Raw genomic sequence first — 22,824 nt, 5'->3', positions numbered from 1 at the left:
GCGCTATAAGCAGGGCCCGTCCATGCGAGTCCTGCCAGCGCGCCTCGGCGCCCTCCTGTTGCTCCTCATCCCGCTCGTCACCCTGGCCGACGCCACGAGAGACCGCTTCGGCGCCGCGGGTTACTTCCGCATCATGACCCGCCCGGACTTCTCGGGCGGCTCCGGCCAGCTGGGCTACTACTGGCTCTACGGCCGGCTCCTCAACGAGAGCCCCTACGGCGAGCTCAACCTGCGGCTGGATGTGCTGCAGGCCGCGCCGGGCTCCGACGAGGTCTGGGCGGAGGTGCACTCACGCTTCTCGGGCACGTCGTTCCGCTCCGCGGACCCGGGCAACGGCTCGTTCCTCAACTTCCGCGCCGACTACCTCTTCGTGCGCGCGGGCAACATCCTGTTGGATCGCGTGACGTGGCAGCTGGGCACGCTCGAGGACCGCTGGAACGACTTGCACATCTACGACCAGCGCCCGGCGACGCTGCTCTGGGACACGGTGGGCCTGTCCGGCACGTACCAGGGCGACCGCTACGACGTGCTGCTCGCTGTGGGTGACAGCGGCTACACGCTCAGGCCCCAGAAGTACAACACGGTGCTCACCGGCGCCGCGTCCTTCCGCTACCGGCTGATTCCCGGGCACCTGGAGGTCGGCCTGCGCGGGCAGCTGGGCTACGAGCCCAAGGTGCAGGGCAACCGCAACGCGCTTTACCGCTCCGACGGCATCAACTACGAGGACTACGTGCGCCGGGAGGTCGTGGCGCGCTACTTCGAGGCCAACCCCGGCCTGGAGGACTACGTGGTCAACGACCTGTCGCCCCGGAGCGCGCTGTCCTACCGCGCGGTGGGCTACGTGGGCTTCGGCGGGCTGGGGCCGCTCATCTGGGACAACCTCTACCTCACGTTCGAGAAGAAGCACCCGGACCAGGCGTACACGGAGCGCTACCGCAACCGCGACTGGACGGTGTTCGTCGCGGACCAGACCGACGAGCGCTACGAGGCGTCGCTCGGCAACGAGGCGTACATCAAGCTCATCCCCGACAAGCTCGAGGCGCTGTGGGGCGTGTGGCTGGGCTACGCCTACAACAACGACAACGCCATCAAGCCGGGCGACGACGACCGCATCATCGCGTCCACGGTGGTCCGCCTGCAGTACTTCCTCACCGAGCGCGTCCATCTCTTGATGGAGACGAGCATCGCGCGCGAGAAGAGCCAGAACGGCAACGCGTACCGCAACCACGTGGACTCGGTGTTCACCAGCACGCGCGGCATCCCCGACGCGCGCGGCCTGGAGTTCGGCGACAGCGACACGCGCGACACGTGGCAGGGCAAGGTGGGCGTGGTGCTCAACCCCACCGGCCGCGGCATCTACGCGCGCCCCAGCCTGCGGCTCCTGTACGGCCTGCAGTACTCGACGCAGCACGCGGCGTTCGGCAACTCGTTCGTGGACAGCCTGAACCAGTACAACCAGTACGTCGGCCCCGAGCGCCACTGGCACTCGGTGGTCGCCATCGAGGCCGAAGGATGGTTCTGAGACAGCGGTGGTTGTGGTCCCTGGTCCTCGCGCTGGTGGCCTCGGGCTGCCTGAAGCGGCAGGGGCCTCCGGTGCTGGCGCCGGAGGGGACGGTGGTGGCGGTGGCGTACATCCGCGACGACGCGCGGCGCGGCGCGGTGTCCAACGTGCCCGAGGGTGTGCGTCAGCGCGTGGCGGAGGTGCTGGCCAAGCGCAACCTCCAGGCGCGCGAGGTGCCCTACGACGAGTACGCCGCCGAGTTCGCGAAGGTGACGGACACGCAGCGCCGCTTCGCCATGCTCAAGGCCCGCGCCGGGGACGCGCCGCTCCTGCTCCTGGTGGAGACGCGGGTGACGTTCTTCGGGCAGGTGGGCGGGCGCTTCTCCTGGGACGTGTACGTGAAGACCACGGCCAACCGCGCCACGTCTTCGCTGGAGGCCACCAGCGACTCGTCGGACTACGGCGCCGCGCTCCAGTTCGACCAGCAGCGCGAGGATGACGCGCAGCTGGAGGTGGCCCGGCAGATTTCGGGGCAGGCGGGCGCGCTGTTCGACTCGTTCCTCGCCTCGCCCATGCTGGTGCCGTCCACGGACGGTGGCCCGGGGCTGGTGCCCGGCCTGTCCGCCCCGGCCGGAGAGGGCATCGAGCCGGGCACGAGCACGCCCACCGAGCCGCCTCCGCCGCCGGCCAAGTCCGCGCCCCAGCCGTACCGGGGCCAGTGGACGCCGCCGGAGGGGGACGCCATCTACTTCGTGATGGTGGACCGCTTCGCCAACGGGGACGCGAAGAACGACGGGGCGGTGGATGCGAAGGACGCGCAGGCCTTTCACGGCGGAGACCTGCGTGGCGTCATCGACCGACTGGACGGGCTGCAGGCGCTCGGTGTCCGCACGGTGTGGCTTTCACCCGTCTTCCAGATGCGGACCGACAAGTTCTACGGGTACGGCGCCTTCCACGGCTACTGGGTGGAGGACTTCGGCCGGGTGGAGCCGCGCTTCGGTGACGAGGCCTTGCTGAAGGAGCTGTCGTCGGAGCTGCGCCGCCGCGACATGCGCCTGGTGCTGGACGTGGTGCTCAACCACGTGGGCCCGGAGACGCGGCTGACGCGCGAGCAGCCGAAGTGGTTCCATGGGCTGGGGCCCATCGAGAACTGGAACGACTCGCGCGAGCTGGTGATGCGCGACGTGCACGGGCTGCCGGACCTGGCGGTGGAGCGGGAGGAGGTCTACCAGCACCTGCTCTCGCACTCGCTGAAGTGGGTGGACACCGTGAAGCCCGCGGGCTTCCGGCTGGACGCCGTCAAGCACCTGCCCATGGACTTCTGGGCCCGCTACAACGACGACCTCCGCGCGCACGCGGGCAAGGATTTCCTGCTGCTGGGCGAGCTGCTCGACGGGGACCCGGTGCTGCTGGCGCGGGTGATGAAGGAGGGCCGCTTCGGGACGATGTTCGACTTCCCGCTGGCCTTCGCGCTGGTGGATGTCTTCTGCCGGGGCCGCTCGCCGTCGCACCTGGGCGCCATCCTCTTCAACGACAGGTTCCAGCCCGCGCCCCAGTCGCTGGTGACGCTGCTCGACAACCACGACTTGCCCCGGGTGATGAGCGAGTGCGGTGGGGACGTGGAGAAGGTGAAGCGGGCGCTCGCGGTGCAGCTCACGGCGCGCGGCGTGCCGGCGCTGACGTACGGCATCGAAGAGGGGCTCACCGGCGCGAAGGAGCCGGAGAACCGCGGTGACATGCGCTTCACGCAGGAGCATCCGCTGCGCGCGTGGATTGCCCGGTTGTTGGAAGCGCGTCGGGGCAGTGAGGCCCTCCAGCGTGGCGAGACGATGGTGCTCGCCGCCCGGGAGGACTTCTTCGCCTACGTCCGCGTGACGCCGGATGACGCGTTCTTCGTCGGCATCAACTCCGGGACCGAGCGCCGCATCGCGTTCCTGCCCACGGGGCTCGGGGATGGGAGCGGCATCGACCCGCTGACGGGGACACGCTCCATGCTGGGGCGACTCGCGGAGTCGGCGTATTGGCACGTCGACGTGAAGCCGGGCGAGGTGTCGCTGGTGCGGCTCCGGGCGGCCTCGCCGGGCGGCCACGCGGCGCTGGTGGAGAAGGCGCGCACCGAGTGGAAGGGGGAGGGACCCAGGCGCACCGTGGTGCTCCAGACAGGGGATGCGGCGGTGCGGGTGGTGGGCGGCGGCCCTGAGCTGGGGGGCTGGAAGCCCGAGCGCTCGCTGCGCCCGGACGCCGGCGCCGTCACTCTGTCGCTGCCCGAGGGCGGGGTCTTCGAGTACAAGCTCGTGCGAGAGGACGGCCCGGGGAAGTTCTCCTGGGAGGGCGGCCCCAACCGCCTGCTGTTCGTCCCGGAGCTGAAGACGGAGGAGGGCCCCGTGCAGGTGCCCGTGGCGTGGGAGCAGCGCTCCGTGAAGGGGCCGCCTTTCCTGCGCCTCTGTCCGCCGTTGTTGGCGATGTCGACCTCCAAGCTGTGCACCGACTGACCGAGAGCCCGAAGTGAACGACCGACTCCTCCGCGCCGCGCGCCGCCAGCCCACCGACACCACGCCGGTGTGGCTCATGCGACAGGCTGGCCGCTACCTGCCCGAGTACCGGGCCATCCGCGGCAACATCGCCTTCCTGGACCTGTGCAAGCACCCGGACCTGGCCGCCGAAGTCACGGTGCAGCCGGTGACGCGACTGGGCGTGGACGCGGCCATCATCTTCTCCGACATCCTCATCCCCGTGGAGGCCATGGGCATCCACCTGGAGCTGGGGGACAAGGGCCCGCACTTCCCGACGCCCGTGCGCACCGCGGCGGACATCGACAAGCTGGGCGTGCCGGACCCCGTCGAGGGCACGGGCTTCGTCGCGGAGGCCATCCGCCGCACGCGCAAGGCGCTCAATGACTCGGTGCCCGTCATCGGCTTCGCGGGCGCGCCCTTCACGCTGGCCGCGTACATGGTGGAGGGCGGCGGCTCCAAGAGCTACATCCTCATCAAGCGGCTGATGTTCGAGCAGCCCGAGCTGGCGCACCGGCTGTTCGGCAAGCTCACCGACACGCTCATCCCGTACCTCAAGATGCAGGTGGAGGCGGGGGCGAGCATCGTTCAAATCTTCGACTCGTGGGGCGGCGAGCTGTCGCCGTGGGACTACGAGCGCTTCTGTCTGCCGTACCTCAAGCGCATGGTGTCCGAGCTGAAGGCCACGGGCGTGCCCGTCATCGTCTTCGGCGTGGGCATGTCCACGCACCTGTCCTTGCTCAAGAGCACGGGCGCGGACGTGGTGGGCCTGGACTGGACGCTGCCCATGGACGAAGGCCGCAAGGTGCTGGGCCCGGACGTCGCGGTGCAGGGCAACCTGGACCCGTTGCACCTGTTCCTGCCGCGCGAGGAGCTGGAGGGCCGCGTGAAGGACATCCTCCTGCGCGCCGGCCCCGTGGGACACATCTTCAACCTGGGCCACGGCATCCTCCCGCCCACGGACCCGGAGGCCGCGAAGTTCGCCGTCGAGGCCGTGCACCGCCTGGGCACGGCGCTGCGTCAGGGCACGTTGAAGCCGTAGTGGTTTCCCCGCACGGCCGCGTGGCACTCCACGCGCGCGGGCGTAACCGGACACGCCACAGTTTGTTCGGACTGTGGCGTGGAATGTCTCGCCGCGAGGTCCTCGAGCGGCGCGTCATCCTCTGAAGGGCATGCGGGCATGGCGGTTGCTCAGTGGCCGGCCGCGGCGCGCCCTTCCTTCTTCTCGATTTGGAGTTCTCCGACGTGGCCTGGCGCGGCCGAACCCGCCACACCCCGAGGAGCTCCATGTCTTCGCCTCATCCCCGAATCCACTTCAGCACCGTCTTCAGCATGCTCGCCCTTCTGGCTGTCACCTGGGGCGGCGCTGCTCGCGCGCAGACCTTCACCCACGGCATCGCGGACAACTTCGCCGCGCCGACCGAGGCGGTGTCGCCCAGCGCGGGCATGCTCAACTACATCGCCGCGAACTATGGCTTCCCCGGCTCGCGTCCGTTCGACGACATCAGCTCCGACCGGTGGTTCGCCACCACCTTCACGAACCTGCGCCGGCTGGGCCCCATCTGTGGCGCCACGCTGCGCATGACGATTCGCAACGGCGGCTCCAACGACTCCATGGGCCTGTTCTTCATGGGCCCCACGGGCACGCAGCTCGCCACGGGCTGGGGCGCCTCGCTGGCGAGCCTGGGCATCCCCCTGGGTGGCACCGGCACCGTCGTGCTCAACCTGGCCTCGCTGCCCGGCGCGGTGAACCTCATCCCCACCCTCAACGCGCAGGGCTTCGTGGACGTCTTCGTCCAGGATGACTCCGGCGTGGACTTCGCCACGCTCGTCGTCACCCAGTGCGGCGTGGACGTGTACTCGAAGGACAACGGTGCTGACTTCGGCAACACGCCGACGGTGGACCCCATCTGGGTGAGCCCGGACATCCGCGTGTGCCAGAACGCCGGCTGCGCGGGTCACCAGAACCCGGAGTTCGGCCAGACGAACTACGTCTACGTCACGCTGCGCAACAACGGCCCGCTCGCCCCCATCGGCAACACGGCCAGCGGCACGCTGCACGTCTACTACACGGGCTCGGGCGGCGCGGCGCTGTGGCCCATGGACTGGGCGCCCATCGGCTCCATCTCCGTGGCCAGCATCGCCGCGGGCGCCAACGTGGAGGTGATGGTGCCGTGGAACGGCGTGCCCGCGCCGGGCCACTACTGCATCCTGACGCGCTGGGTGTCCTCGCAGGACCCGATGACGCTGGCGGAGCTGACCAACTCCAACACGCTCAACAACACGCGCTGGAACAACAACCTGGCGTGGAAGAACGTCAACGTCGTCAACCTGTCGCCGTTCGCGCCCGCGCGCGACTTCGACTTCCGCGTGCGCAACCTGCTGCGCGACAGGCCGAGCCTGGCGCACCTGGAGATTCGCAACGGCGACCCGGACCTGGGGTCCTTCCTGCACCGCGGCCAGGTGCTCGTCACGTTGCCCCCCGAGCTGTGGGAGCGCTGGGGCCACGAGGGCCAGGGCTTCGAGGTGGTGGGCGAGCAGACCGTGCGCATCACCGACCCGGAGAACGCCCGGCTGGATGGCCTGTGGCTGGACCCGGACGGCGCGCACCACATCAACGTCCGCTTCGTCTCGCAGGGTACCGCCGTGGAGCAGGGCCGCTTCGCCGTCGAGGTGGTGCAGCACTCGGCCAGCCCCGAGCAGCCCGACAAGGTCGAGGAGGCGGGCGGTGTCCGCTTCGACATCGTCCTCGGACCGCAGGCCGACGGAAAGAAGTAGCAAGGCCGCGCCCCTCGCGTGAGTGAGGGGTGGCCGAAGCACACGGGGCGGAGGACTCACCCCTTCCGCCCCGTGGCTCCCTTGCTCCAGGAGGGAGCACCGCCCCAAGTGCTCGCGGATTGACTCTTGAATCAACAGAGGGTTGACGCGTCGCATCAGCGCTCATTAGAAGTGCCCCACTCGACGTCCAGGAGGGTGAGGCACACATGGCGAGCCAGAAGCGCAACGGTCACCGCAGGGTGGCCATCGTCCGGGGGCTGCGGACACCGTTCGTCAAGGCGGGCACGGTGTTCTCCGGGCTCACCGCGCTGGATTTGGGGCGGATGGTGGTCCAGGAGCTGGTGCAGCGCTCGGACCTGGACCCGAACGTCATCGACCAGCTCGTCTTCGGGCAGGTGATTCCGACGCTGACGGGGCCGTCCATCGCGCGCGAGGTGGTCATCGCGGCGGGGCTGCCGCTCAAGATTGAAGCGGCCACGGTGACGCGCGCGTGCGCGACGTCCATCCAGGCGCTGACGACGGCGGGCAACGCGATTGCGCTGGGCTACTCGGACGTGGCCATCGCCGGAGGCACCGAGGCGATGTCGGACCCGCCGGTGTTCACCAGCCGGCCGTTGGCGCACGCGCTGGCGGCGGCGTCCAAGGGGCGCTCGCTGGGGGAGAAGCTCAAGCCCTTCCAGAAGCTCAAGGCGCAGGACCTGGTTCCCGTCCCGCCCGCCATCGCCGAGTACTCCACGGGCCTGTCCATGGGGGAGAGCGCGGAGAAGATGGCGAAGGAAAACGGCATCTCCCGTGAGGAGCAGGACCGCATCGCGCTGGCGTCGCACAAGAACGCGGCGGCGGCGTGGAAGGACGGCCGCTTCGACGACGAGGTGATGCACGTGTCGGTGCCGCCGAAGTTCGAGCAGACGGTCACGCGCGACAACATCATCCGCGAGGACTCCAGCCTGGAGTCGCTGGGCAAGCTCAAGCCGGTGTTCGACCGGAAGTACGGCACGGTGACGGCGGGCAACGCGTCGCCGCTGACGGATGGCGCGGCGGCGCTCCTGCTCATGAGCGAGGAGCGGGCGCGGGAGCTGGGGTACGAGCCGTTGGGTTACCTGCGCTCGTATGCGTACGCGGCCACGGACCCGGGCGACCAACTGTTGCAGGGCCCGGTGTACGCGGTGCCCACGGCGCTCGCGCGCGCGGGGCTGAAGCTGTCGGACATCGACCTGGTGGAGATGCACGAGGCGTTCGCCGCGCAGGTGGCGAGCAACCTCCAGGCGCTGGCGTCGAAGAGCTTCGCGAAGAAGGCGGGCTGGGCGGAGCCGGTGGGGGAGGTGGACCGCGAGCGGCTGAACGTGACGGGCGGCTCCATCGCCATCGGTCATCCCTTCGGGGCGACGGGGGCGCGCATCGTCACGCAGGCCCTCAACGAGCTGAAGCGTCGGAACAAGAACACGGTGATGTGCACCGTCTGCGCCGCCGGTGGTCTGGGCGCCGTGGTGGTCCTGGAGCGTGCGTGATGGCCATCCAACTCGAAGAGCTCGAGGCGAAGCAGGGCTTCTCCCTCCAGGTCGAGGACGGCGTCGCCGTCGTGACGTTCGACCTGCCGGACTCCGCCGTCAACACGCTGAGCCCGGAGGTGGGCGCGGCGTTCTCCCGGCTGCTGGAGGAGGCGGAGCGCGAGGCCGAGGTGAAGGCCCTGGTGTTCATCTCCGGCAAGAAGGACAGCTTCGTCGCCGGGGCGAAGCTCGATTACCTCCAGACGCTGAAGACGGCGGAGGAGGCCACCGCCATGAGCCAGCAGGGGCAGGCGGGGTTCGACCGGCTGGAGGCCTTCCCCAAGCCCGTCGTGGCGGCCATCCACGGCGCGTGTCTGGGCGGCGGGTTGGAGTGGGCGCTGGCGTGTCACTACCGCATCGCCACCGACAGCCCGAAGACGACGCTCGGCCTGCCGGAGGTGCAGCTGGGCCTGATTCCGGGCGCCGGCGGGACGCAGCGGCTGCCCGCGCTCATCGGCGCGCAGGCGGCGCTGGACCTCATCCTCACGGGCAAGAACGTCAAGCCGGCGAAGGCTCGCAAGCTGGGCATCGTCGACGAGGTGGTGCCGGTGCCCATCCTGCGCGCCGTCGCCGTCCAGCGCGCGAAGGAGCTGGCGGCGGGTTCGCTCAAGCCGGTGCGCGCGCATGGCCAGGGCCTGAAGTCGGTGGGGAAGAAGAAGGGGCTCGCGGGCTTCTTCCAGGGGCTGGCGAACAAGGAGCTGTGGGCGGAGGTGGCGCTGGAGGACAACCCGCTGGGGCGCAAGGTCCTCTTCGATGCGGCGAGGAAGCAGCTGCTCAAGAAGACGCGCGGCAAGTACCCCGCCCCGGAGAAGGCCCTGCGGGTGGTGCGCAAGGGCCTGGAGGCCGGGCGCGAGGCGGGGCTGGCGGCCGAGGCGAAGGCGTTCGGCGAGCTGGTGATGTCGGATGTCTCCAAGCGACTGGTGGAGGTGTTCTTCGCGACGACGGCGCTGAAGAAGGAGAACGGCACGTCGGACGCGAGCGTGAAGCCGCGCGAGGTGAAGAAGGTCGCGGTGCTGGGCGGCGGGCTGATGGGCGGCGGCATCGCCTATGTGGCCGGCGTGCTCCAGGGCGCGCAGGTGCGCGTGAAGGACAAGGACGACGCGGGCGTGGCGCGCGCGCTCAAGCAGGTGCAGGGCATCCTGGATGAGCGCGTGAAGAGGCGCTCGCTCACCTGGCGCGAGGCGGCGGCGAAGCAGGCGCGAATCACCGCGGGCACCGACTACAGCGGCTTCAAGTCGGCGGACCTGGTCATCGAGGCGGTGTTCGAGGACCTGAAGCTCAAGCACCGCATCCTCGCGGAGGTGGAGGCCGTCACCGGCCCCGACGCCATCTTCGCGTCCAACACCTCCAGCATCCCGATTACCGAGCTGGCCAAGGGCAGCAAGCGGCCCGCCCAGGTCATCGGCATGCATTACTTCAGCCCGGTCAACAAGATGCCGCTGTTGGAGATCATCACCCACGCGGGCACGGCGGACTGGGTGACGGCCACCTGCGTGGAGGTGGGGCGCAAGCAGGGCAAGACGGTCATCGTCGTCAACGACGGGCCGGGCTTCTACACCTCGCGCATCCTCGCGCCGTACCTGAACGAGGCGGCATACCTGCTGGCCGAGGGCGCGGACATCGCCGCGCTGGACAAGGCGCTGGTGGAGTTCGGCTTCCCGGTGGGGCCGATGACGCTGCTGGACGAGGTGGGCATCGACGTGGCCCACAAGGTCGGCCCCATCATGGAGGCGGCCTTCGGCAAGCGCATGGCGGCGCCCAAGTCGTTGGACGGCGTGGTGGCCGACGGGCGGTTGGGCCGCAAGAGCCAGAAGGGCTTCTACCTCTACGAGAACGGCAAGAAGAAGGAGGTGGACCCCACGGTCTACGGCCTGTTGCCGCACGGCAAGGAGCGCAAGGGCTTCGACGCCTCGGAGATGGCGGAGCGGCTGGTGCTGCAGATGGTGAACGAGGCCATCCGCTGCCTGGGCGAGGGCATCCTCCGCAGCGCGCGCGACGGCGACGTGGGCGCCATCTTCGGCCTGGGCTTCCCGCCGTTCCTCGGTGGCCCGTTCCATTACGCGGACGCGCGGGGGCTGTCGGAGGTGCTGCGCAAGCTGGAGCACTACCAGGACAAGCTGGGTGAGCGCTTCACGCCCGCGCCGCTCCTGGTGGAGATGGTCAAGGAAGGCAAGACGTTCTACCCGCGCTGAGGCGTGGGTTCCCGCCGCTCCGGTGCTTGACCGGGGCGGCGTTCTGGGACCAGCCTGCCGGCCGAATGGCCCGCTCCGCGTCTCGCACCATCGCCCTGGTCGTCCTGGTCGCCGTCCTGCTCTGCAGCGCCGCCGCCGCGGCCGGGGCGTGGCGCTACTTCCACAAGAATCCGCAGAACCCCGTCGTGCGGCTCGACGAGTACGTCACCATGGGATGGGTGGCGTGGGATTCGAGCTGGTACATGCGCATCGCGCAGGACGGCTATCAGTACACGCCGGGCGAGCAGAGCTCGGTGGCCTTCTTCCCGCTCTACCCGCTGCTCATCCGCGCGGTGGAGACCTTGGGGCCCAACGTCTATCAGGCCGGGGTGCTCATCACGCTCTTGTGCGGGCCGCTGGCGCTGGTGATGTTCACGCGCTGGGCGCGGCTGCTCGCGGACGAGGACACCGCGCTCAAGGCGGGCCTCTTGATGGCGATGTACCCGTTCACGATGTACTTCTACGGGGCCATGTACTCGGACGCGCTGTTCGTCCTGCTGGTGGTGACCTCCTTCGTGCTCCTGGAGAAGGGGCACCTGGGGCCCGCGGTGCTGGTGGCGGCGGTGGCGACATCGGCGCGGCCCGTGGCGCCCGCGGTGGTGCTGGGGTTGCTGGTGCGCAGGCTGGAGTGGAAGCACGCGCGGGGCGAGAAGTGGACCGCGGTGGACTTCCTGCCGGTGCTCTCGGGGCTGGGCTTCGGCTGCTACATGCTCTTTCTCTGGCACAAGTTCGGAGACCCGTTCGCCTTCGTGAAGGTGCAGGGCGCGGCGGGGTGGGCCCAGACGCCGGGCTGGAAGACGTGGCTGAAGGTGTCGTGGTTCGAGCACGTCGTGCTCAATCCGACGGACAAGCGTGAGGCGTTCCGGCTGGCGGCGCATGCGTTCTTCACGCTCCTGGCGCTCGCGTTGGTGTGGCCCACGCGCAAGCTGCTCGGGTGGGGATATGCCGTCTACGTGCTGGCCATCGTCGGGTTGCCCGCGTGGTCCACGAAGGACTTCATGGGCATGGGGCGCTACTTGTTGTCCTCGTTCCCCGTGTTCCTGACGGGGGCGATGCTCCTGCGTGAGCGTCCGAGGGTGCTCCAGGGGGCGCTCGCGGTGGGCGCGGTGTCGCTGCTCGTGTTGTCGTGGGCGTTCGGCGCGGACTACTACATCTCATGAGCACGCTCCTCGACGAGGCCCTCGCGCTGTACGCCCGGCTGCCCGCGGCCGAGCGCTTCCATGTGCATGCGAGGGCGTCGTCGGCGCCGCTGCTCGCGGTGGTGGAGCGCATGCCTGCTGGCGGCACGGTGGCGGACATCGGCTGTGGACATGGGTTGTTGTCCGCGCTGCTGGCGCTGTCGGACCCGAAGCGGGTGGTGCACGCGGTGGACCCGGACCCGCGCAAGGTGGGGTGGGCGCGTGAGGCGCTCGCGGGGCTGCCGCAGGTGAGGCTGGCGGAGGGGACGCTGGAGGACGTGCTCGCGCCCGCGCTGCCAGGGACGTGTGAGGCGGCGGTGGTGTGCGACGTGCTCTACCTGTTGCCCGAGGAGAAGTGGCTCGGCTTCCTGCGCACGACGCGTGGATTGCTGCGTCCGGGTGGGCGCCTGTTGTTGAAGGAGGTGGAGGGGGATGGCTCCTGGAAGCACCGCAAGGCGCTGGCGCAGGAGTGGGTGATGGTGTCGCTCCTGGGGCGCACGAAGGCGAGCGGAGGCATGGTGCTCAAGCCGCGCGCGGAGATGCGAGCGCTCCTGGAGGACGCGGGCTTCACGGTGCGCGAGGTGGTGGACCTGGGGCGGGGCTACACGACGCCGCACGTGCTCTACGTCGCGGAGGCGAGCGTCCCGTAGACGTCGCGGGCTTCGCCATGCGCGAGGCGCCCGAAGCGAGGCGCGGCTCAACCACGCTGCGCACGTGCTCTACGTCGCGGAGGCGAGCGTCCCGTAGGAGTGGAGCTGGATGCCGCGCTCCGCGAGCCGCGCCTTCACTCGTGCGCTGGTGAGCGCCTCCAGCTCCGCCTGCCATCCATAGGTCCAAGCGGGGGCCTCGGGCACATGCGGTGTGCCCTCGCCGGGATGACAGCCCACCTCGAAGTCTCCCGCCGGCATCGCGTCCAGCACCGCCAGCAGCGCGGCCTCATCCAACCGGCCCGCCTCGAACACGCCGCCCGCGCTCACCCGGCGTACGCCCTGCCGAGCCTTGGGCGCCGTGCGCGCCAGCACCGTGAGCAGCGTCGTCTTCAGCGCGGGGCCCGGCGTGCGCAGCCACCGCGCGCGGGGCAGGGCGTCCGGCCAACGCACGGGGAGCTTCTCCCTCGCGGCCATCGCCTCGACCCTCGGCCGGATGCCGGGCAGCAGGTGCAGGTGCTGATGCCCATCCAGGTGGTCCACCTCCACGCCCAGCTCGCGCGCGCGTCGAAGCTGCGACTCCAGCTCCAGCTCCACCTCCGCGCGCCGCACCTTCCCCGTCAGCCACGCCTTCGCGAACTCCGCCCAGCTCGCGCGCAGCCGCCCATCGGGCGCCACCGTGGGAACCCGGTGCGCGCCCGCCGCGGGCTCGAGCCTCGTCGACAGCGCCAGGTGCAACCCCACCGCGAGCCCCTGCTCACGAGCTCGCGCCGCCGCCTCGGGCGCGGTGGGCCCCATGGCGAGCAGCGTGGCGCTGGTGACGATTCCCTCGCGGTGCGCGCGGAGGATTCCCGCGTCCAGGGACGCGTGCAGCCCCAGGTCATCCGCGTTGACGATGAGGCGCCGGGGCCGCGTGCTCACGGACGACTCAGCCCCTCGCCGAGCGGTTGTTCGCGGTGCGCAGCGGCTGCACCGACGGCGGCAGGCGCACCGGCTGCGACGGCGGCGCGGGCGTGCGCGTCTCCGGGTAGAGCTTCACCAGCTCCTTCACCATCTTCACGATGACCGACGGCGAGGCCAGCGTGGACACGCCCCGCGTGCGCGGGAAGTAGTCCACGCCCATCTGGAACACGCGGAAGCCCTTGCGGATGGCCTTCACCACCAGCTCCGCGTCGATGAACGAGCCCTGGCTCTTGAGCTCCATCGACTCCAGCACCCGCCGGTGCATCACCTTGAAGCTGAAGTTGACGTCCTTGATCTGGATGTCGAACAGCGCCCGGATGAGCATGTTGTAGACGAACGAGTAGACGATGCGCTTGGGGCCCTCGCTCGTGCGGTCGAACCGGAAGGCGCAGATCATGTCCGCCTCCAGGTAGTCCATCAGGTGCAGCGAGCGCTCCAGCTCCCGCAAGTCCCACGGCAGGTCGATGTCCGAGTAGACGACGATGTCCTTCGTCGACGCCGCCAGCCCCGTGCGCATCGCCCCGCCCAGCTTCAGGTTCACCGGATGGTTGATGACCCGCAGCTGCGGAATCCGCTTCGCCATCCCTTCCGCGATCTCCTGCGTGCGGTCCGTCGACGCGTCGTTGACCACGATGATCTCGAAGTCGTCCGTGAGCTGGGGCAGCGCCTCCAATGCCCGGCTCACCGCCCGCTCCACGTAGTCCTCCTCGTTCCAAGCGGGAAGGAAGAGGCTGATGCTGGGGTACTTGGCCACGACGGACCTCGATGCGCGGAGAAGGGGATTCCGGGCGGCTCGGTAGCAAGGCCCGGGTCCTAAATCAATCAGGGGGCTCCCACTCGCGAACACCCCTGTGCTACCGTGGAATCACCATTTTACGGGGACACTGTGACCTCTAGGCCTCATACCCTGCTGGTGGTGGATGAAGCGGAGTCAACCCTGGCCCGCCTCGCGCGGGCCCTCGGTCCGGAGGACTACTGCCTCCGTCTGACCTCCCCCGGCCCTGACGTGAGCCGGCTGGCGAGGGAGGTGGACCTGGTGGTGTGGGTGGGCGGAAGACAGGTCGCCGGTGACTGGCTCGACAAGCTGCTGAACCCGGACGGTCCCCCAGGTCCTCCGGTGCTGATTCTGACCCCCCGGGAGCCTCGTGAGCCATGGTTGGAGGCGCTCACCCGCGGCGCCGAGGTCATCTTCGACCCATGGGATGTGGAGGAATTGAAGGCGCGGGTGGCCCGGTGCCTCAAGGTCCACGCCCGTTTCTCCCAGCTCTCCAACCAGGTGGGTGAGCTGCAGCGGCTGTCCTCGACGGACGGGCTGACGGGGGTCCACAACCACCGCCACTTCCAGGAGCGGCTGCGCGAGGAGTTCCGTCGGGCCCAGCGCTACGACGACCCCCTGTCGCTCATCCTCATGGACCTGGACCACTTCAAGCAGGTCAACGACAGGCACGGCCACACCACGGGGGACGGCGTCCTGCGAGAGGTGGCGGCGGCCCTCCAGCAGAGCGTGCGCGAGACGGACCTGGTGGCCCGCTATGGAGGCGAGGAGTTCGCCGTCCTGCTGCCCCGCACCCACCTGACGGGCGCGCTCACCGTGGCGGAGCGTGTGCGCAAGGATTTGGCGACCCTGCAGGTAGGGCCCCAGGGCTCGCTCCGGGTGACGGCGTCGCTGGGCCTCTCCAGCTTCCCCCACCGCTCCGTCCTCAGCCCGGAGCAGCTCCTGCTCACCGCCGACGAGGCCCTCTACCGAGCCAAGGCCGAGGGGCGAGACAGGGTCTGTCTCCACTCTCAAATGCCCCTGTTGCCGCCCAGTCCCTCGCAGGGGGAGTGACCTGGGTCAAAGACCCTGGGGTGGTCTTGACCCATAAGGGTGGGGGGAGTCTAGGATGACCCCGCTCCCCGATTGTCGGGGAGTCGAATCATCCCGTGATTCCATGGGTTTGCAACGCCCCACCGGCTGGCAGACACATTGCAAATGTCATGGGACGGAAAGAATCCCATGGGACCCCTCGCCGCACAGCTCACCCAGACCGAAGCAGCGCCCCGCGGGCGGCTGCTGCTCGTGGACGACGAGGAGAACATCCTCAAGTCCATCCGGCGGGTGCTGCGCCGGGGGGACTGGGACATCGAGACGGCGACGGACGCCGAGCAGGCGCTGCGCACGGTGGAGGAGTTCCGCCCCGAGGTCGTCATCTCCGACTTCCGGATGCCGGGCATGAACGGGGTGGAGTTCCTCACCCGGGTGAAGCAGCAGGAGCCGCGCGCCCAGCGCATCATGCTCACCGGCCAGGCCGACCAGCAGGCGATTGAGGAGGCCATCAACCGCTCCGAAATCTTCCGCTTCATCTCCAAGCCCTGGAACGACAGCCACCTGGTGCTGACGGTGAAGAGCGCGTTCGAGCAGTACGCGCTGCAGGCGGAGAACGAGCGGCTGTACCGGGTGACGACGGCGCAGAACGCGGAGCTGAAGCTGCTCAACGCGGACCTGGAGGAGCGCGTCGCCCAGCGCACGCGGATGCTCAGCCAGGCCAAGCGGGAGTGGGAGCTGTCGTTCGACTGCATGGAGACGCCGCTGTGCGTGGTGCGCGGGCGCGACTTCGCGGTGCGGCGGGCGAACCTGGCGTACGCGCACGTGGCGGGGCGCTCCATCGAGCAGATTCCGTCCGACATGGCCTGCTACCGGTACCTCTTCGGTCGCAACGAGCCGTGCACGGGCTGCCCGTTGCCGGCGGCGATGGAGAGCGGCAAGGGCGCGCGCGGAGAGGTGCAGCAGGGGGGCAGGACGTACGTGGTGGCCGCCTACCCCATGGCGGGGGATGAGCGGGTGGTGTGCACCTATCGCGACGTCACCGAGGAGCAGGCGATGACGCGCCGGCTCATCGAGACGGAGAAGATGGCGGCGGTGGGGCAGTTGGCGGGGGGCGTGGCGCATGAAATCAACAACCCGCTGGGGGGCATCCTGGCCTTCGCCCAGCTCATGTCCCGCGACGCGGGCCGCAGTGACGCGGACCTGGAGTCCCTGGGGCTGATTGAAGAGAGCGCGCTTCGTTGCAAGCGCATCGTCGAGAGCCTGCTGAAGTTCAGCCGGCACAGCCGCGTGGAGGACCGGCGGCTGTTCGACCTGTCGCGCTGCGTGGAGGACGCGGCGGTGCTCTTCCGGGCGCAGCTGAAGACGACGCCGCGCGCGGAGCTGTCGCTCGATTTGAAGGACGGGCTTCCGAAGGTTTATGGCGACCCGGGCACGCTCGCGCAGGTGGTGTTGAACCTGCTGCAGAACGGCCTGCAGGCGCTTCCTGTGCGTGTCGGCCAGCTCAAGCTGGAGACGGGCCGTGAGGGTGACCGCTGCTTCTTCGCGGTGACCGACACGGGGTGCGGCATCGAGGAGAAGCACCTGCCGCGCATCTTCGAGCCCTCCTTCACCACCAAACCCCCCGGTGAAGGCACCGGGCTGGGCCTGTCCATCGCGTACCGCATCGTCCAGGACCACGGGGGCAGCTTCCACGTCGACACCCAGGTGGGCGCCGGCTCCCGTTTCACCGTCTTCCTGCCCATTCCCCTGCAGCTCGAGAGGTTGCCGTGAACCAAGTCAAGCGCGCCAAAGTCCTCGTCGTGGATGACGATTCGGTCGTCCTCAAGGCCGTGACGCAGATTCTCCAGCGCGAGGGCCACCCGGTGGTGGCCATTGATGACGCGGTGGAAGGTCTGACGGCGGCCAAGGACCCGACCATCGACGTCGTCGTCCTGGACATCAAGATGCCGAACCTGTCCGGCATGGATTTGCTCCGTGGCATCAAGGCCGAGCGTCCGGATGTCGAGGTCATCATGATGACGGCCTTCGCCACCGTGGAGACGGCGGTGGAGGCGGTGAAGGCGGGCGCGTACGACTACCTCACCAAGCCGTTCGAGAACATCGACGAGGTGAGCCTCACGGTGGCCAAGGCGGCCGAGCGCAAGGCGCTCAAGGACCGCACCCGCGCGCTGGAAGAGGCGCTCACCGTGCGCAGCCAGTTCGAGGACCTCATCGGCCAGTCGCCGCAGATGCGCTCGGTGTTCAAGCTGGTGGAGACGGTGAGCCACTCCACGGCCACGGTGCTCATCCAGGGTGAGAGCGGCACGGGCAAGGAGCTGGTGGCGCGCGCCATCCACTACCGCAGCTCGCGCAAGGACAAGCCCTTCGTCGCGGTGAACTGTTCGGCGCTGACGGAGACGCTGCTGGAGAGTGAGCTGTTCGGCCACGTGAAGGGCAGCTTCACGGGCGCCACGGGCAACAAGAAGGGCCTGTTCGAGGCGGCCGACGGCGGCACCATCTTCCTGGACGAGATTGGCGACGTGCCGCCGGCGACCCAGGTGCGACTCTTGCGCGTCCTCCAGGAGGGCGAGGTCAAGCGCGTGGGCGCCAACGAGCCGGTGAAGGTGGACGTCCGCGTCATCGCGGCCACGCACGTGGACCTGTCGCGCGCGAAGGAGCAGGGCAAGTTCCGCGAGGACTTGTTCTACCGGCTCAACGTCATCACCATCGACCTGCCGCCGCTGAGAGACCGTCCGCAGGACGTGCCGCTGCTGGCGCACCACTTCCTGAAGCTGTACGCGTCCAAGGCGGACAAGAAGGTGACGGGCATCTCCCCGCGCGCGATGGAGGCCCTGACCTGCAACCGCTGGACGGGCAACGTGCGCGAGCTGGAGAACGTCATCGAGCGCGCGGTGGTGCTGACGAGCAACGACGTCATCGACGTGGAGGATTTGCCGCCCGGCTTCCAGTCGGCGCCGCAGGCCGACTCGGCGGTGGAGGTGTTCAGCCTGGCGCACCTGCCGTACGCGCAGGCCAAGCGCCTGGCGATGCGGGCGTTCGAGCGGCGCTACCTGTCGGCGCTGCTGGAGAAGAACAACCAGAACGTCTCCAGCGCGGCGCGCGCCGCGGGCGTGGACCGCTCCAACTTCCGCCGGCTGCTCAAGCAGTACGAGGTGGCGGGCCGCTCCATGAAGCCGCGCGTCCTCAAGGACGACGAGGGCGCCGAGTCGCTCGAGGCGGCGTCGTAGTCGCGACGGGCCTCCGGGAGGCAGAAATCGCATGACCTCCAGGCGCTGGTGAGGGACTCCCTCACCGGCGCCTGCTCGTTTCAGGAGGTCGGAGGCGGGACTCACCCGGGCGGGGCTCAGCCCTCTTCACCCGACTCCTGGGCACGCTCCGCGAGCTGGCGCTGGATGTCCTCGTACCGGTCCGCAAGCCGCGCCTCCTCGCCGTTGCGGGTCGGCGTGTAGAAGCTCCGTGAGCGCAGCGCGTCGGGCAGGTAGTCCTCCGGGACGTAGTTGCCCTCGAAGTTGTGCGGGTACTTGTAGCCGCCCCCGTAGCCCAGGGACTTCATCAGCTTCGTGGGCGCGTTGCGCAGGTGCATCGGCACGGGCAGCGCGCCCTCCTTCGTCACGGCCTCGCGCGCGGCCGTGTACGCCGTCAGCACCGCGTTCGACTTGGGCGCCAGCGCCAGGTACGTCACGGCCTGCGTGAGCGGCAGCGTGCCCTCCGGCAGGCCCACGAGCTGGAACGCCCTCAGCGCATCCACCGCCACGCTCAGCGCCCTCGGGTCCGCGTTGCCGATGTCCTCCGAGGCGAAGATGACCATGCGCCGGAACAGGAAGATGGGGTCCTCACCCGCCTCCAGCATGCGCGCCATCCAGTACAGCGCCCCATCCACGTCACTGCCGCGCATCGATTTGATGAAGGCGCTGATGACGTTGTAGTGCTCCTCGCCGCCCTTGTCGTACAGCAGCGTCTTCTGCTGGAGCGCCTCCTCCGCGGCCTTGCGGTCCACGTGTGCACCCGCGTACGCCGCGGCCACCTCCAGCCCCGTCAGCGCCTTGCGCGCATCGCCTCCCGCCGACGCGGCCAGGAACGCCAGCGCGTCGTCGTCCGCCGTCACCCGTCCCGCCAACCCGCGAGCGTCCGCGAGCGCCCGGCGCAAGAGCGCCACCAGCTCCTCGTCCTCCAGCCCGCGCAGCGTGACGACCCGGCAGCGCGACAGGAGCGCCGCGTTCACCTCGAACGAGGGGTTCTCCGTCGTGGCGCCGATGAGCGTCACCGTGCCCTTCTCCACGTGGGGCAACAGCGCGTCCTGCTGCGCCTTGTTGAAGCGGTGGATTTCGTCGATGAACAAGAAGGTCCGCTGGCGATGCAGGTTCCAGCGCTCCTGCGCCCGGGCCACCGTCTCGCGGATGTCCTTCACCCCCGCGAGCACCGCCGACACCGAATCGAACGCTGCGCCCGTCGAGCGCGCCACCAGCCAGGCGAGCGTCGTCTTGCCGGTGCCCGGAGGCCCCCAGAGGATGAGGCTGGGGACCTGGTCCGCCTCGAGCGCCCGGTGCAGGAACCGGCCCTCTCCCGTGAGGTGCTCCTGCCCGACGAACTCGTCGAGGGTGCGCGGCCGCATGCGCTCGGCGAGGGGCGCCCGGCGGGCCTGCTCCTTCTGTCCTGCGTGTTCGAAGAGGTCCATGGACGCCTCAAGGCTAGCGCCCTGGCGGCAGGCCCGCCGGGGCGTCTGTCCGGTGGGTGAGACCTTCGACAATTCAGGGGAGCGCCCGGGCGCCTGGCTGGATTAAGAAGCAGGCTGCGTGCAGACCCTCGTCATCGTCGCGAAGAAGGACAACCCCGAGGCGGTGGCCCTGGCGTCCCGCATCCGCGAGACCTATCCGCACCTCACCGTCCTGGGAGACCGCTCCCTGGCCCACGAGCTGGGCTGGCCCCGGGTGGAGGATCGCGAGCTGGCGTCGCGCGCGGACCTCACGGTGGTGCTCGGCGGGGACGGCACCCTCATCTACGCGGCGCGGCTGCTCGGCGGACGCGGGGTGCCCATCCTCGGCGTCAACCTGGGCAGCCTGGGCTTCATGACGGAGGTCCCCGTCGAGGAGCTGTTCACCACGCTGGAGGAGGTCCTCGCGGGCCGCTTCCAGGTGGACTCGCGCATGAAGCTCCACTGCCGGCTGATTCGCGGCGGACGCGTGCTCATCGAGGACGAAATCCTCAACGACGTGGTCATCAACAAGGGCGCGCTGGCGCGCATCGCCGACCACGAGACCTCCATCGATGGCGTGCCCATCACCACGTACAAGGCGGACGGCGTCATCCTCGCCACGCCCACGGGCTCCACCGCGTACTCGCTGTCGGCCGGCGGCCCCATCGTCCACCCGTCCGTGGACTGCACGGTGCTCTCGCCCATCTGCTCGCACGCGCTCACCCAGCGCTCCATCGTCGTGCCCGCCGACCGCGTCATCCGAATCACCCTGCGCAGCGAGACGGCCGACACGTACCTGACGCTGGACGGCCAGACGGGCCACGGCCTGCAGGGGGGGGACTGCATCGAGGTGGTGCGCTCGGCCAACCGGGTCAACCTGGTGCGCAACCCGCGCGTGGCCTACTTCTCCATCCTCCGGCAGAAGCTCCACTGGGGCGAGCGCTGACGGACGCCCCGTGTTCCTGTTCCTCTCGAAGGTGCTGGACCTGTTCCTGGCGCCGCTCACCTGGGCGCTGCTCTTCCTCCTCGTCAGCCGCCTGCCCCGGCTGCGGCCCGCGCTCGCACGAGGGCTCCTCGTCACCGGGCTCCTGGTGCTCTACGTCTTCTCCACCGAGGCGATGTCCACGCTGCTGACGTACCAGGCGGAAGAGGGGGCCCACGACACGTTCCAGCCCGGAGAGCCCTACGACGCCGTCATCGTCCTGGGCGGCGGACTGGACCCCTCCGCGACGGAGCGCTCGGGGCGGCTCGAGTTCAACGCCGCGCCGGAGCGCATCCTCCAGGGGTTCGACCTGGTGCGCGAGGGGCACGCCCGCTTCGTGCTCATCTCGGGCGGCTCGTTGGACCCGCGCCCCACGGCGGTGGTGGAGGCGGACGTGCTCTCGCGCATGCTCCAGGCGTGGGGCATCCCCGCCGAGCGCATCGTCACCGAGGGCAAGAGCCGCAACACGCGCGAGAACGCGGTGGAGTCCGCGCGCATCATCCAGGAGCGTGGCTGGAAGCGGCTGTTGCTGGTGACGAGCGCGGCGCACATGCCCCGAGCGCAGGGCTGTTTCGCCGCGGTGGGCCTGCGCCCGGACACGCTGCCGGTGGACGCGAGGATGCCCGCCTTCCGCATGGGCCGGCTCGGATGGCTGCCCCGCGCCGGAGCGCTGTCGCAGAGCACGGACGTGCTCCGGGAGCTCGCGGGGCGCGTCGTCTACCGGCTCCGGGGTTGGACGGCGCCCTGACGTGTCAGCCCGCGGCGAGCCGGCGAGGCACCTCTTCCACGGGGGCGGTGCGCTGGACGGCCTCTTGCCGGAGCCACGCGAGCGTCGTCAGCCGGTCCTCGTCGAGGATGCGCTGGGTGGTGACGCGGTCCGGGTAGCAGCGCATGAACATGTGCGTGAAGTGCGTGCCGTAGTGGATGAACTCGTCGCGCGTGGGGTTCTTCAGCGGGCGGACGCAGGCCTCGAAGTGGGGCTCGTGGAAGTACGCCATCGCGAAGCGCTCACGTGGGGCGAGCACCACCTTGTGCGGCGTCGACAACAGATAGCCCCGCGTGAGGAACTGCAGGATGTCACCCGGGAACACCGTCAGCACGTCGGGGACGGGCTTCACGAAGGTCCACGGCTCGTCGTGCTCGTACATGCCCGCGGAGCTCTCGCCCTGCAGCCAGTTGCGGTGGCGCTTCTCGCCTTCGACGGGCGGGCGGACCCACAGGCCCCCCACGTCGTCCTGCGCGGCGATGACGAGCATGCCGTAGTCCGTGTGCGCGCCGATGCCTCGCGTCGTTGCGGGGGAGCGTGCGGGGAAGCGCAGCACGCGCATGTGGTGCCAGCCGTCCTTCGTCAGGGAGGTGAGCGTGTCGATGTCCAGGCCCAGCCCCAGCGCGGCGAGCCGCAGGAGCCTCTCCCCCGCGGAGCCGAGCTCCTCGGTGTGCGCCGTCATGCCCAGCCGATACGCCTCGTCCGGCCAGGGCGCGGGGCCGTGGCAGGGCCAGCTGGAGTGCACGCGCGCGTCGGTGAGGGGCACGTCCTTGCAGACGGTGAAGACCTCCGAGTAGTCGGCCTCGCCCGCGGTGAGCTCCTCGCCGGAGGCGACGTAGCCCGAGTACGTCGAGTCACTCACGCAGCGCTGCTTCTCCTCCAGCGGCTGGCGGAAGAAGCGCCGGCTCAGCTCGAAGGCGTGACGAGCCTTGTCCGCCTGCGTGGGGCTCATGCGAATCTGGAAGATGCCGTCGCGTCGCCAGGCTCGAATCATCGCGAGCCCGAGCGAGACATCGGCTTCGCTTCCACTCACGACGTGCGGCAAACGAAATGTCTCCAACTCGGCCATGGGGCGCTCCCGGATGGGGGTGGGCTGGGGGCGCTCCCGGAAACAGGCTGGCCGAATCAGAGATGAAGAGGGGGGCGCTCCGCCGGCGCGCGAGTGGAGCAATCCCTCGCGTTCATCGCCAGACACGGGGCCGAATCCACCCAGGTTTCGGG

17 protein-coding genes are annotated in these 22,824 nt (G+C 69.6%); 13 read left to right on the top strand and 4 right to left on the bottom strand.

Annotated features, from left to right (window positions below; genetic code table 11):
• Positions 1–22: 22 nt before the first annotated feature.
• The 8 genes from LXT21_RS03380 (at position 23) to LXT21_RS03345 (ending at position 12,395) form a co-directional block, all read left to right on the top strand.
• Entirely contained in the window at positions 23–1,522 is a 1,500-nt protein-coding gene (locus LXT21_RS03380; protein ID WP_254036630.1) for a hypothetical protein, read from the top strand.
• Positions 1,513–3,993, top strand: a complete 2,481-nt coding sequence (locus tag LXT21_RS03375; RefSeq protein ID WP_254036629.1) for an alpha-amylase family glycosyl hydrolase — start codon at positions 1,513–1,515, stop codon at positions 3,991–3,993. The genes LXT21_RS03380 and LXT21_RS03375 overlap by 10 nt, the downstream gene beginning before the upstream one ends.
• Positions 3,994–4,006: 13 nt before the next feature.
• Positions 4,007–5,053, top strand: a complete 1,047-nt coding sequence (hemE, locus tag LXT21_RS03370; RefSeq protein ID WP_254036628.1) for a uroporphyrinogen decarboxylase — start codon at positions 4,007–4,009, stop codon at positions 5,051–5,053.
• 245 nt (positions 5,054–5,298) lie between these two features.
• Positions 5,299–6,789: a hypothetical protein gene (locus LXT21_RS03365; RefSeq protein ID WP_254036627.1), complete on the top strand. Its 1,491-nt coding sequence runs from the start codon at positions 5,299–5,301 to the stop codon at positions 6,787–6,789.
• 206 nt (positions 6,790–6,995) lie between these two features.
• Positions 6,996–8,297: an acetyl-CoA C-acyltransferase FadI gene (fadI, locus tag LXT21_RS03360; RefSeq protein ID WP_254036626.1), complete on the top strand. Its 1,302-nt coding sequence runs from the start codon at positions 6,996–6,998 to the stop codon at positions 8,295–8,297.
• Positions 8,297–10,528, top strand: coding sequence for a fatty acid oxidation complex subunit alpha FadJ (gene fadJ / locus LXT21_RS03355; protein WP_254036625.1), 2,232 nt, complete (start codon positions 8,297–8,299; stop codon positions 10,526–10,528). The genes fadI and fadJ overlap by 1 nt, the downstream gene beginning before the upstream one ends.
• Positions 10,529–10,593: 65 nt before the next feature.
• Positions 10,594–11,727 carry a mannosyltransferase family protein gene (locus LXT21_RS03350; protein ID WP_254036624.1) on the top strand — a complete coding sequence of 378 codons (1,134 nt, stop codon included), beginning with the start codon at positions 10,594–10,596 and terminating at the stop codon, positions 11,725–11,727.
• Positions 11,724–12,395 (top strand): class I SAM-dependent methyltransferase, encoded by a 672-nt coding sequence (locus LXT21_RS03345; protein ID WP_254036623.1) that lies wholly within the window; start codon positions 11,724–11,726, stop codon positions 12,393–12,395. The genes LXT21_RS03350 and LXT21_RS03345 overlap by 4 nt, the downstream gene beginning before the upstream one ends.
• Positions 12,396–12,464: 69 nt before the next feature.
• Here LXT21_RS03345 and LXT21_RS03340 read toward each other — a convergent pair whose 3' ends face one another.
• Both LXT21_RS03340 and LXT21_RS03335 read right to left on the bottom strand, forming a co-directional pair.
• The gene (locus LXT21_RS03340; protein ID WP_254036622.1) at positions 12,465–13,313 is read right to left on the bottom strand and encodes a ChbG/HpnK family deacetylase; all 849 of its coding nucleotides are present in this window, start codon (positions 13,311–13,313) and stop codon (positions 12,465–12,467) included.
• Positions 13,314–13,320: 7 nt separating this feature from the next.
• Positions 13,321–14,109, bottom strand: a complete 789-nt coding sequence (locus tag LXT21_RS03335; RefSeq protein WP_254036621.1) for a glycosyltransferase family 2 protein — start codon at positions 14,107–14,109, stop codon at positions 13,321–13,323.
• Positions 14,110–14,241: 132 nt separating this feature from the next.
• On the opposite strand from LXT21_RS03335, the gene LXT21_RS03330 reads away from it, so the two are divergent.
• From LXT21_RS03330 to LXT21_RS03320, 3 genes are all read left to right on the top strand, one after another.
• Positions 14,242–15,183 (top strand): diguanylate cyclase, encoded by a 942-nt coding sequence (locus LXT21_RS03330; RefSeq protein ID WP_254036620.1) that lies wholly within the window; start codon positions 14,242–14,244, stop codon positions 15,181–15,183.
• Positions 15,184–15,351: 168 nt separating this feature from the next.
• Positions 15,352–16,932 (top strand): response regulator, encoded by a 1,581-nt coding sequence (locus LXT21_RS03325; protein ID WP_254036619.1) that lies wholly within the window; start codon positions 15,352–15,354, stop codon positions 16,930–16,932.
• The gene (locus LXT21_RS03320; protein ID WP_254036618.1) at positions 16,929–18,389 is read left to right on the top strand and encodes a sigma-54-dependent transcriptional regulator; all 1,461 of its coding nucleotides are present in this window, start codon (positions 16,929–16,931) and stop codon (positions 18,387–18,389) included. Before LXT21_RS03325 ends, LXT21_RS03320 begins: the two co-directional genes overlap by 4 nt.
• Before the next feature lie 116 nt (positions 18,390–18,505).
• On the opposite strand, the gene LXT21_RS03315 is transcribed toward LXT21_RS03320, so the two are convergent.
• Complete coding sequence (locus LXT21_RS03315) at positions 18,506–19,837, bottom strand: replication-associated recombination protein A (protein ID WP_254036617.1); 1,332 nt, start codon at positions 19,835–19,837, stop codon at positions 18,506–18,508.
• A 118-nt stretch (positions 19,838–19,955) separates the two neighbouring features.
• Between LXT21_RS03315 and LXT21_RS03310 the strand changes: the two genes are divergently transcribed.
• Both LXT21_RS03310 and LXT21_RS03305 read left to right on the top strand, forming a co-directional pair.
• A complete protein-coding gene (locus LXT21_RS03310) occupies positions 19,956–20,801 on the top strand; it encodes an NAD(+)/NADH kinase (RefSeq protein ID WP_254036616.1) in 846 nt (281 codons plus the stop codon).
• A gap of 10 nt (positions 20,802–20,811) precedes the next feature.
• Complete coding sequence (locus LXT21_RS03305) at positions 20,812–21,585, top strand: YdcF family protein (protein ID WP_254036615.1); 774 nt, start codon at positions 20,812–20,814, stop codon at positions 21,583–21,585.
• A 4-nt stretch (positions 21,586–21,589) separates the two neighbouring features.
• Here LXT21_RS03305 and LXT21_RS03300 read toward each other — a convergent pair whose 3' ends face one another.
• Complete coding sequence (locus LXT21_RS03300; protein ID WP_254036614.1) at positions 21,590–22,672, bottom strand: 2-oxoglutarate and iron-dependent oxygenase domain-containing protein; 1,083 nt, start codon at positions 22,670–22,672, stop codon at positions 21,590–21,592.
• Positions 22,673–22,824: the final 152 nt, after the last annotated feature.

The sequence above is a fragment of the Myxococcus guangdongensis genome, from assembly GCF_024198255.1.
Classification (GTDB): Bacteria; Myxococcota; Myxococcia; order Myxococcales; family Myxococcaceae; genus Myxococcus; species Myxococcus guangdongensis.
The sequence above is the reverse complement of the archived record's forward strand: the minus strand, read 5'-3'. Positions and strand labels throughout refer to the sequence as shown.

Coding starts and splice junctions, on each gene's coding strand:
- LXT21_RS03375 (WP_254036629.1), top strand. CDS start 1,513: ATGGTTCTGAGACAGCGGTGGTTGTGGTCCCTGGTCCTCGCGCTGGTG.
- LXT21_RS03345 (WP_254036623.1), top strand. CDS start 11,724: ATGAGCACGCTCCTCGACGAGGCCCTCGCGCTGTACGCCCGGCTGCCC.
- LXT21_RS03325 (WP_254036619.1), top strand. CDS start 15,352: ATGGGACCCCTCGCCGCACAGCTCACCCAGACCGAAGCAGCGCCCCGC.
- LXT21_RS03365 (WP_254036627.1), top strand. CDS start 5,299: ATGTCTTCGCCTCATCCCCGAATCCACTTCAGCACCGTCTTCAGCATG.
- fadI (WP_254036626.1), top strand. CDS start 6,996: ATGGCGAGCCAGAAGCGCAACGGTCACCGCAGGGTGGCCATCGTCCGG.
- fadJ (WP_254036625.1), top strand. CDS start 8,297: ATGGCCATCCAACTCGAAGAGCTCGAGGCGAAGCAGGGCTTCTCCCTC.
- LXT21_RS03315 (WP_254036617.1), bottom strand. CDS start 19,837: ATGGACCTCTTCGAACACGCAGGACAGAAGGAGCAGGCCCGCCGGGCG.
- LXT21_RS03350 (WP_254036624.1), top strand. CDS start 10,594: ATGGCCCGCTCCGCGTCTCGCACCATCGCCCTGGTCGTCCTGGTCGCC.
- LXT21_RS03300 (WP_254036614.1), bottom strand. CDS start 22,672: ATGGCCGAGTTGGAGACATTTCGTTTGCCGCACGTCGTGAGTGGAAGC.
- LXT21_RS03380 (WP_254036630.1), top strand. CDS start 23: ATGCGAGTCCTGCCAGCGCGCCTCGGCGCCCTCCTGTTGCTCCTCATC.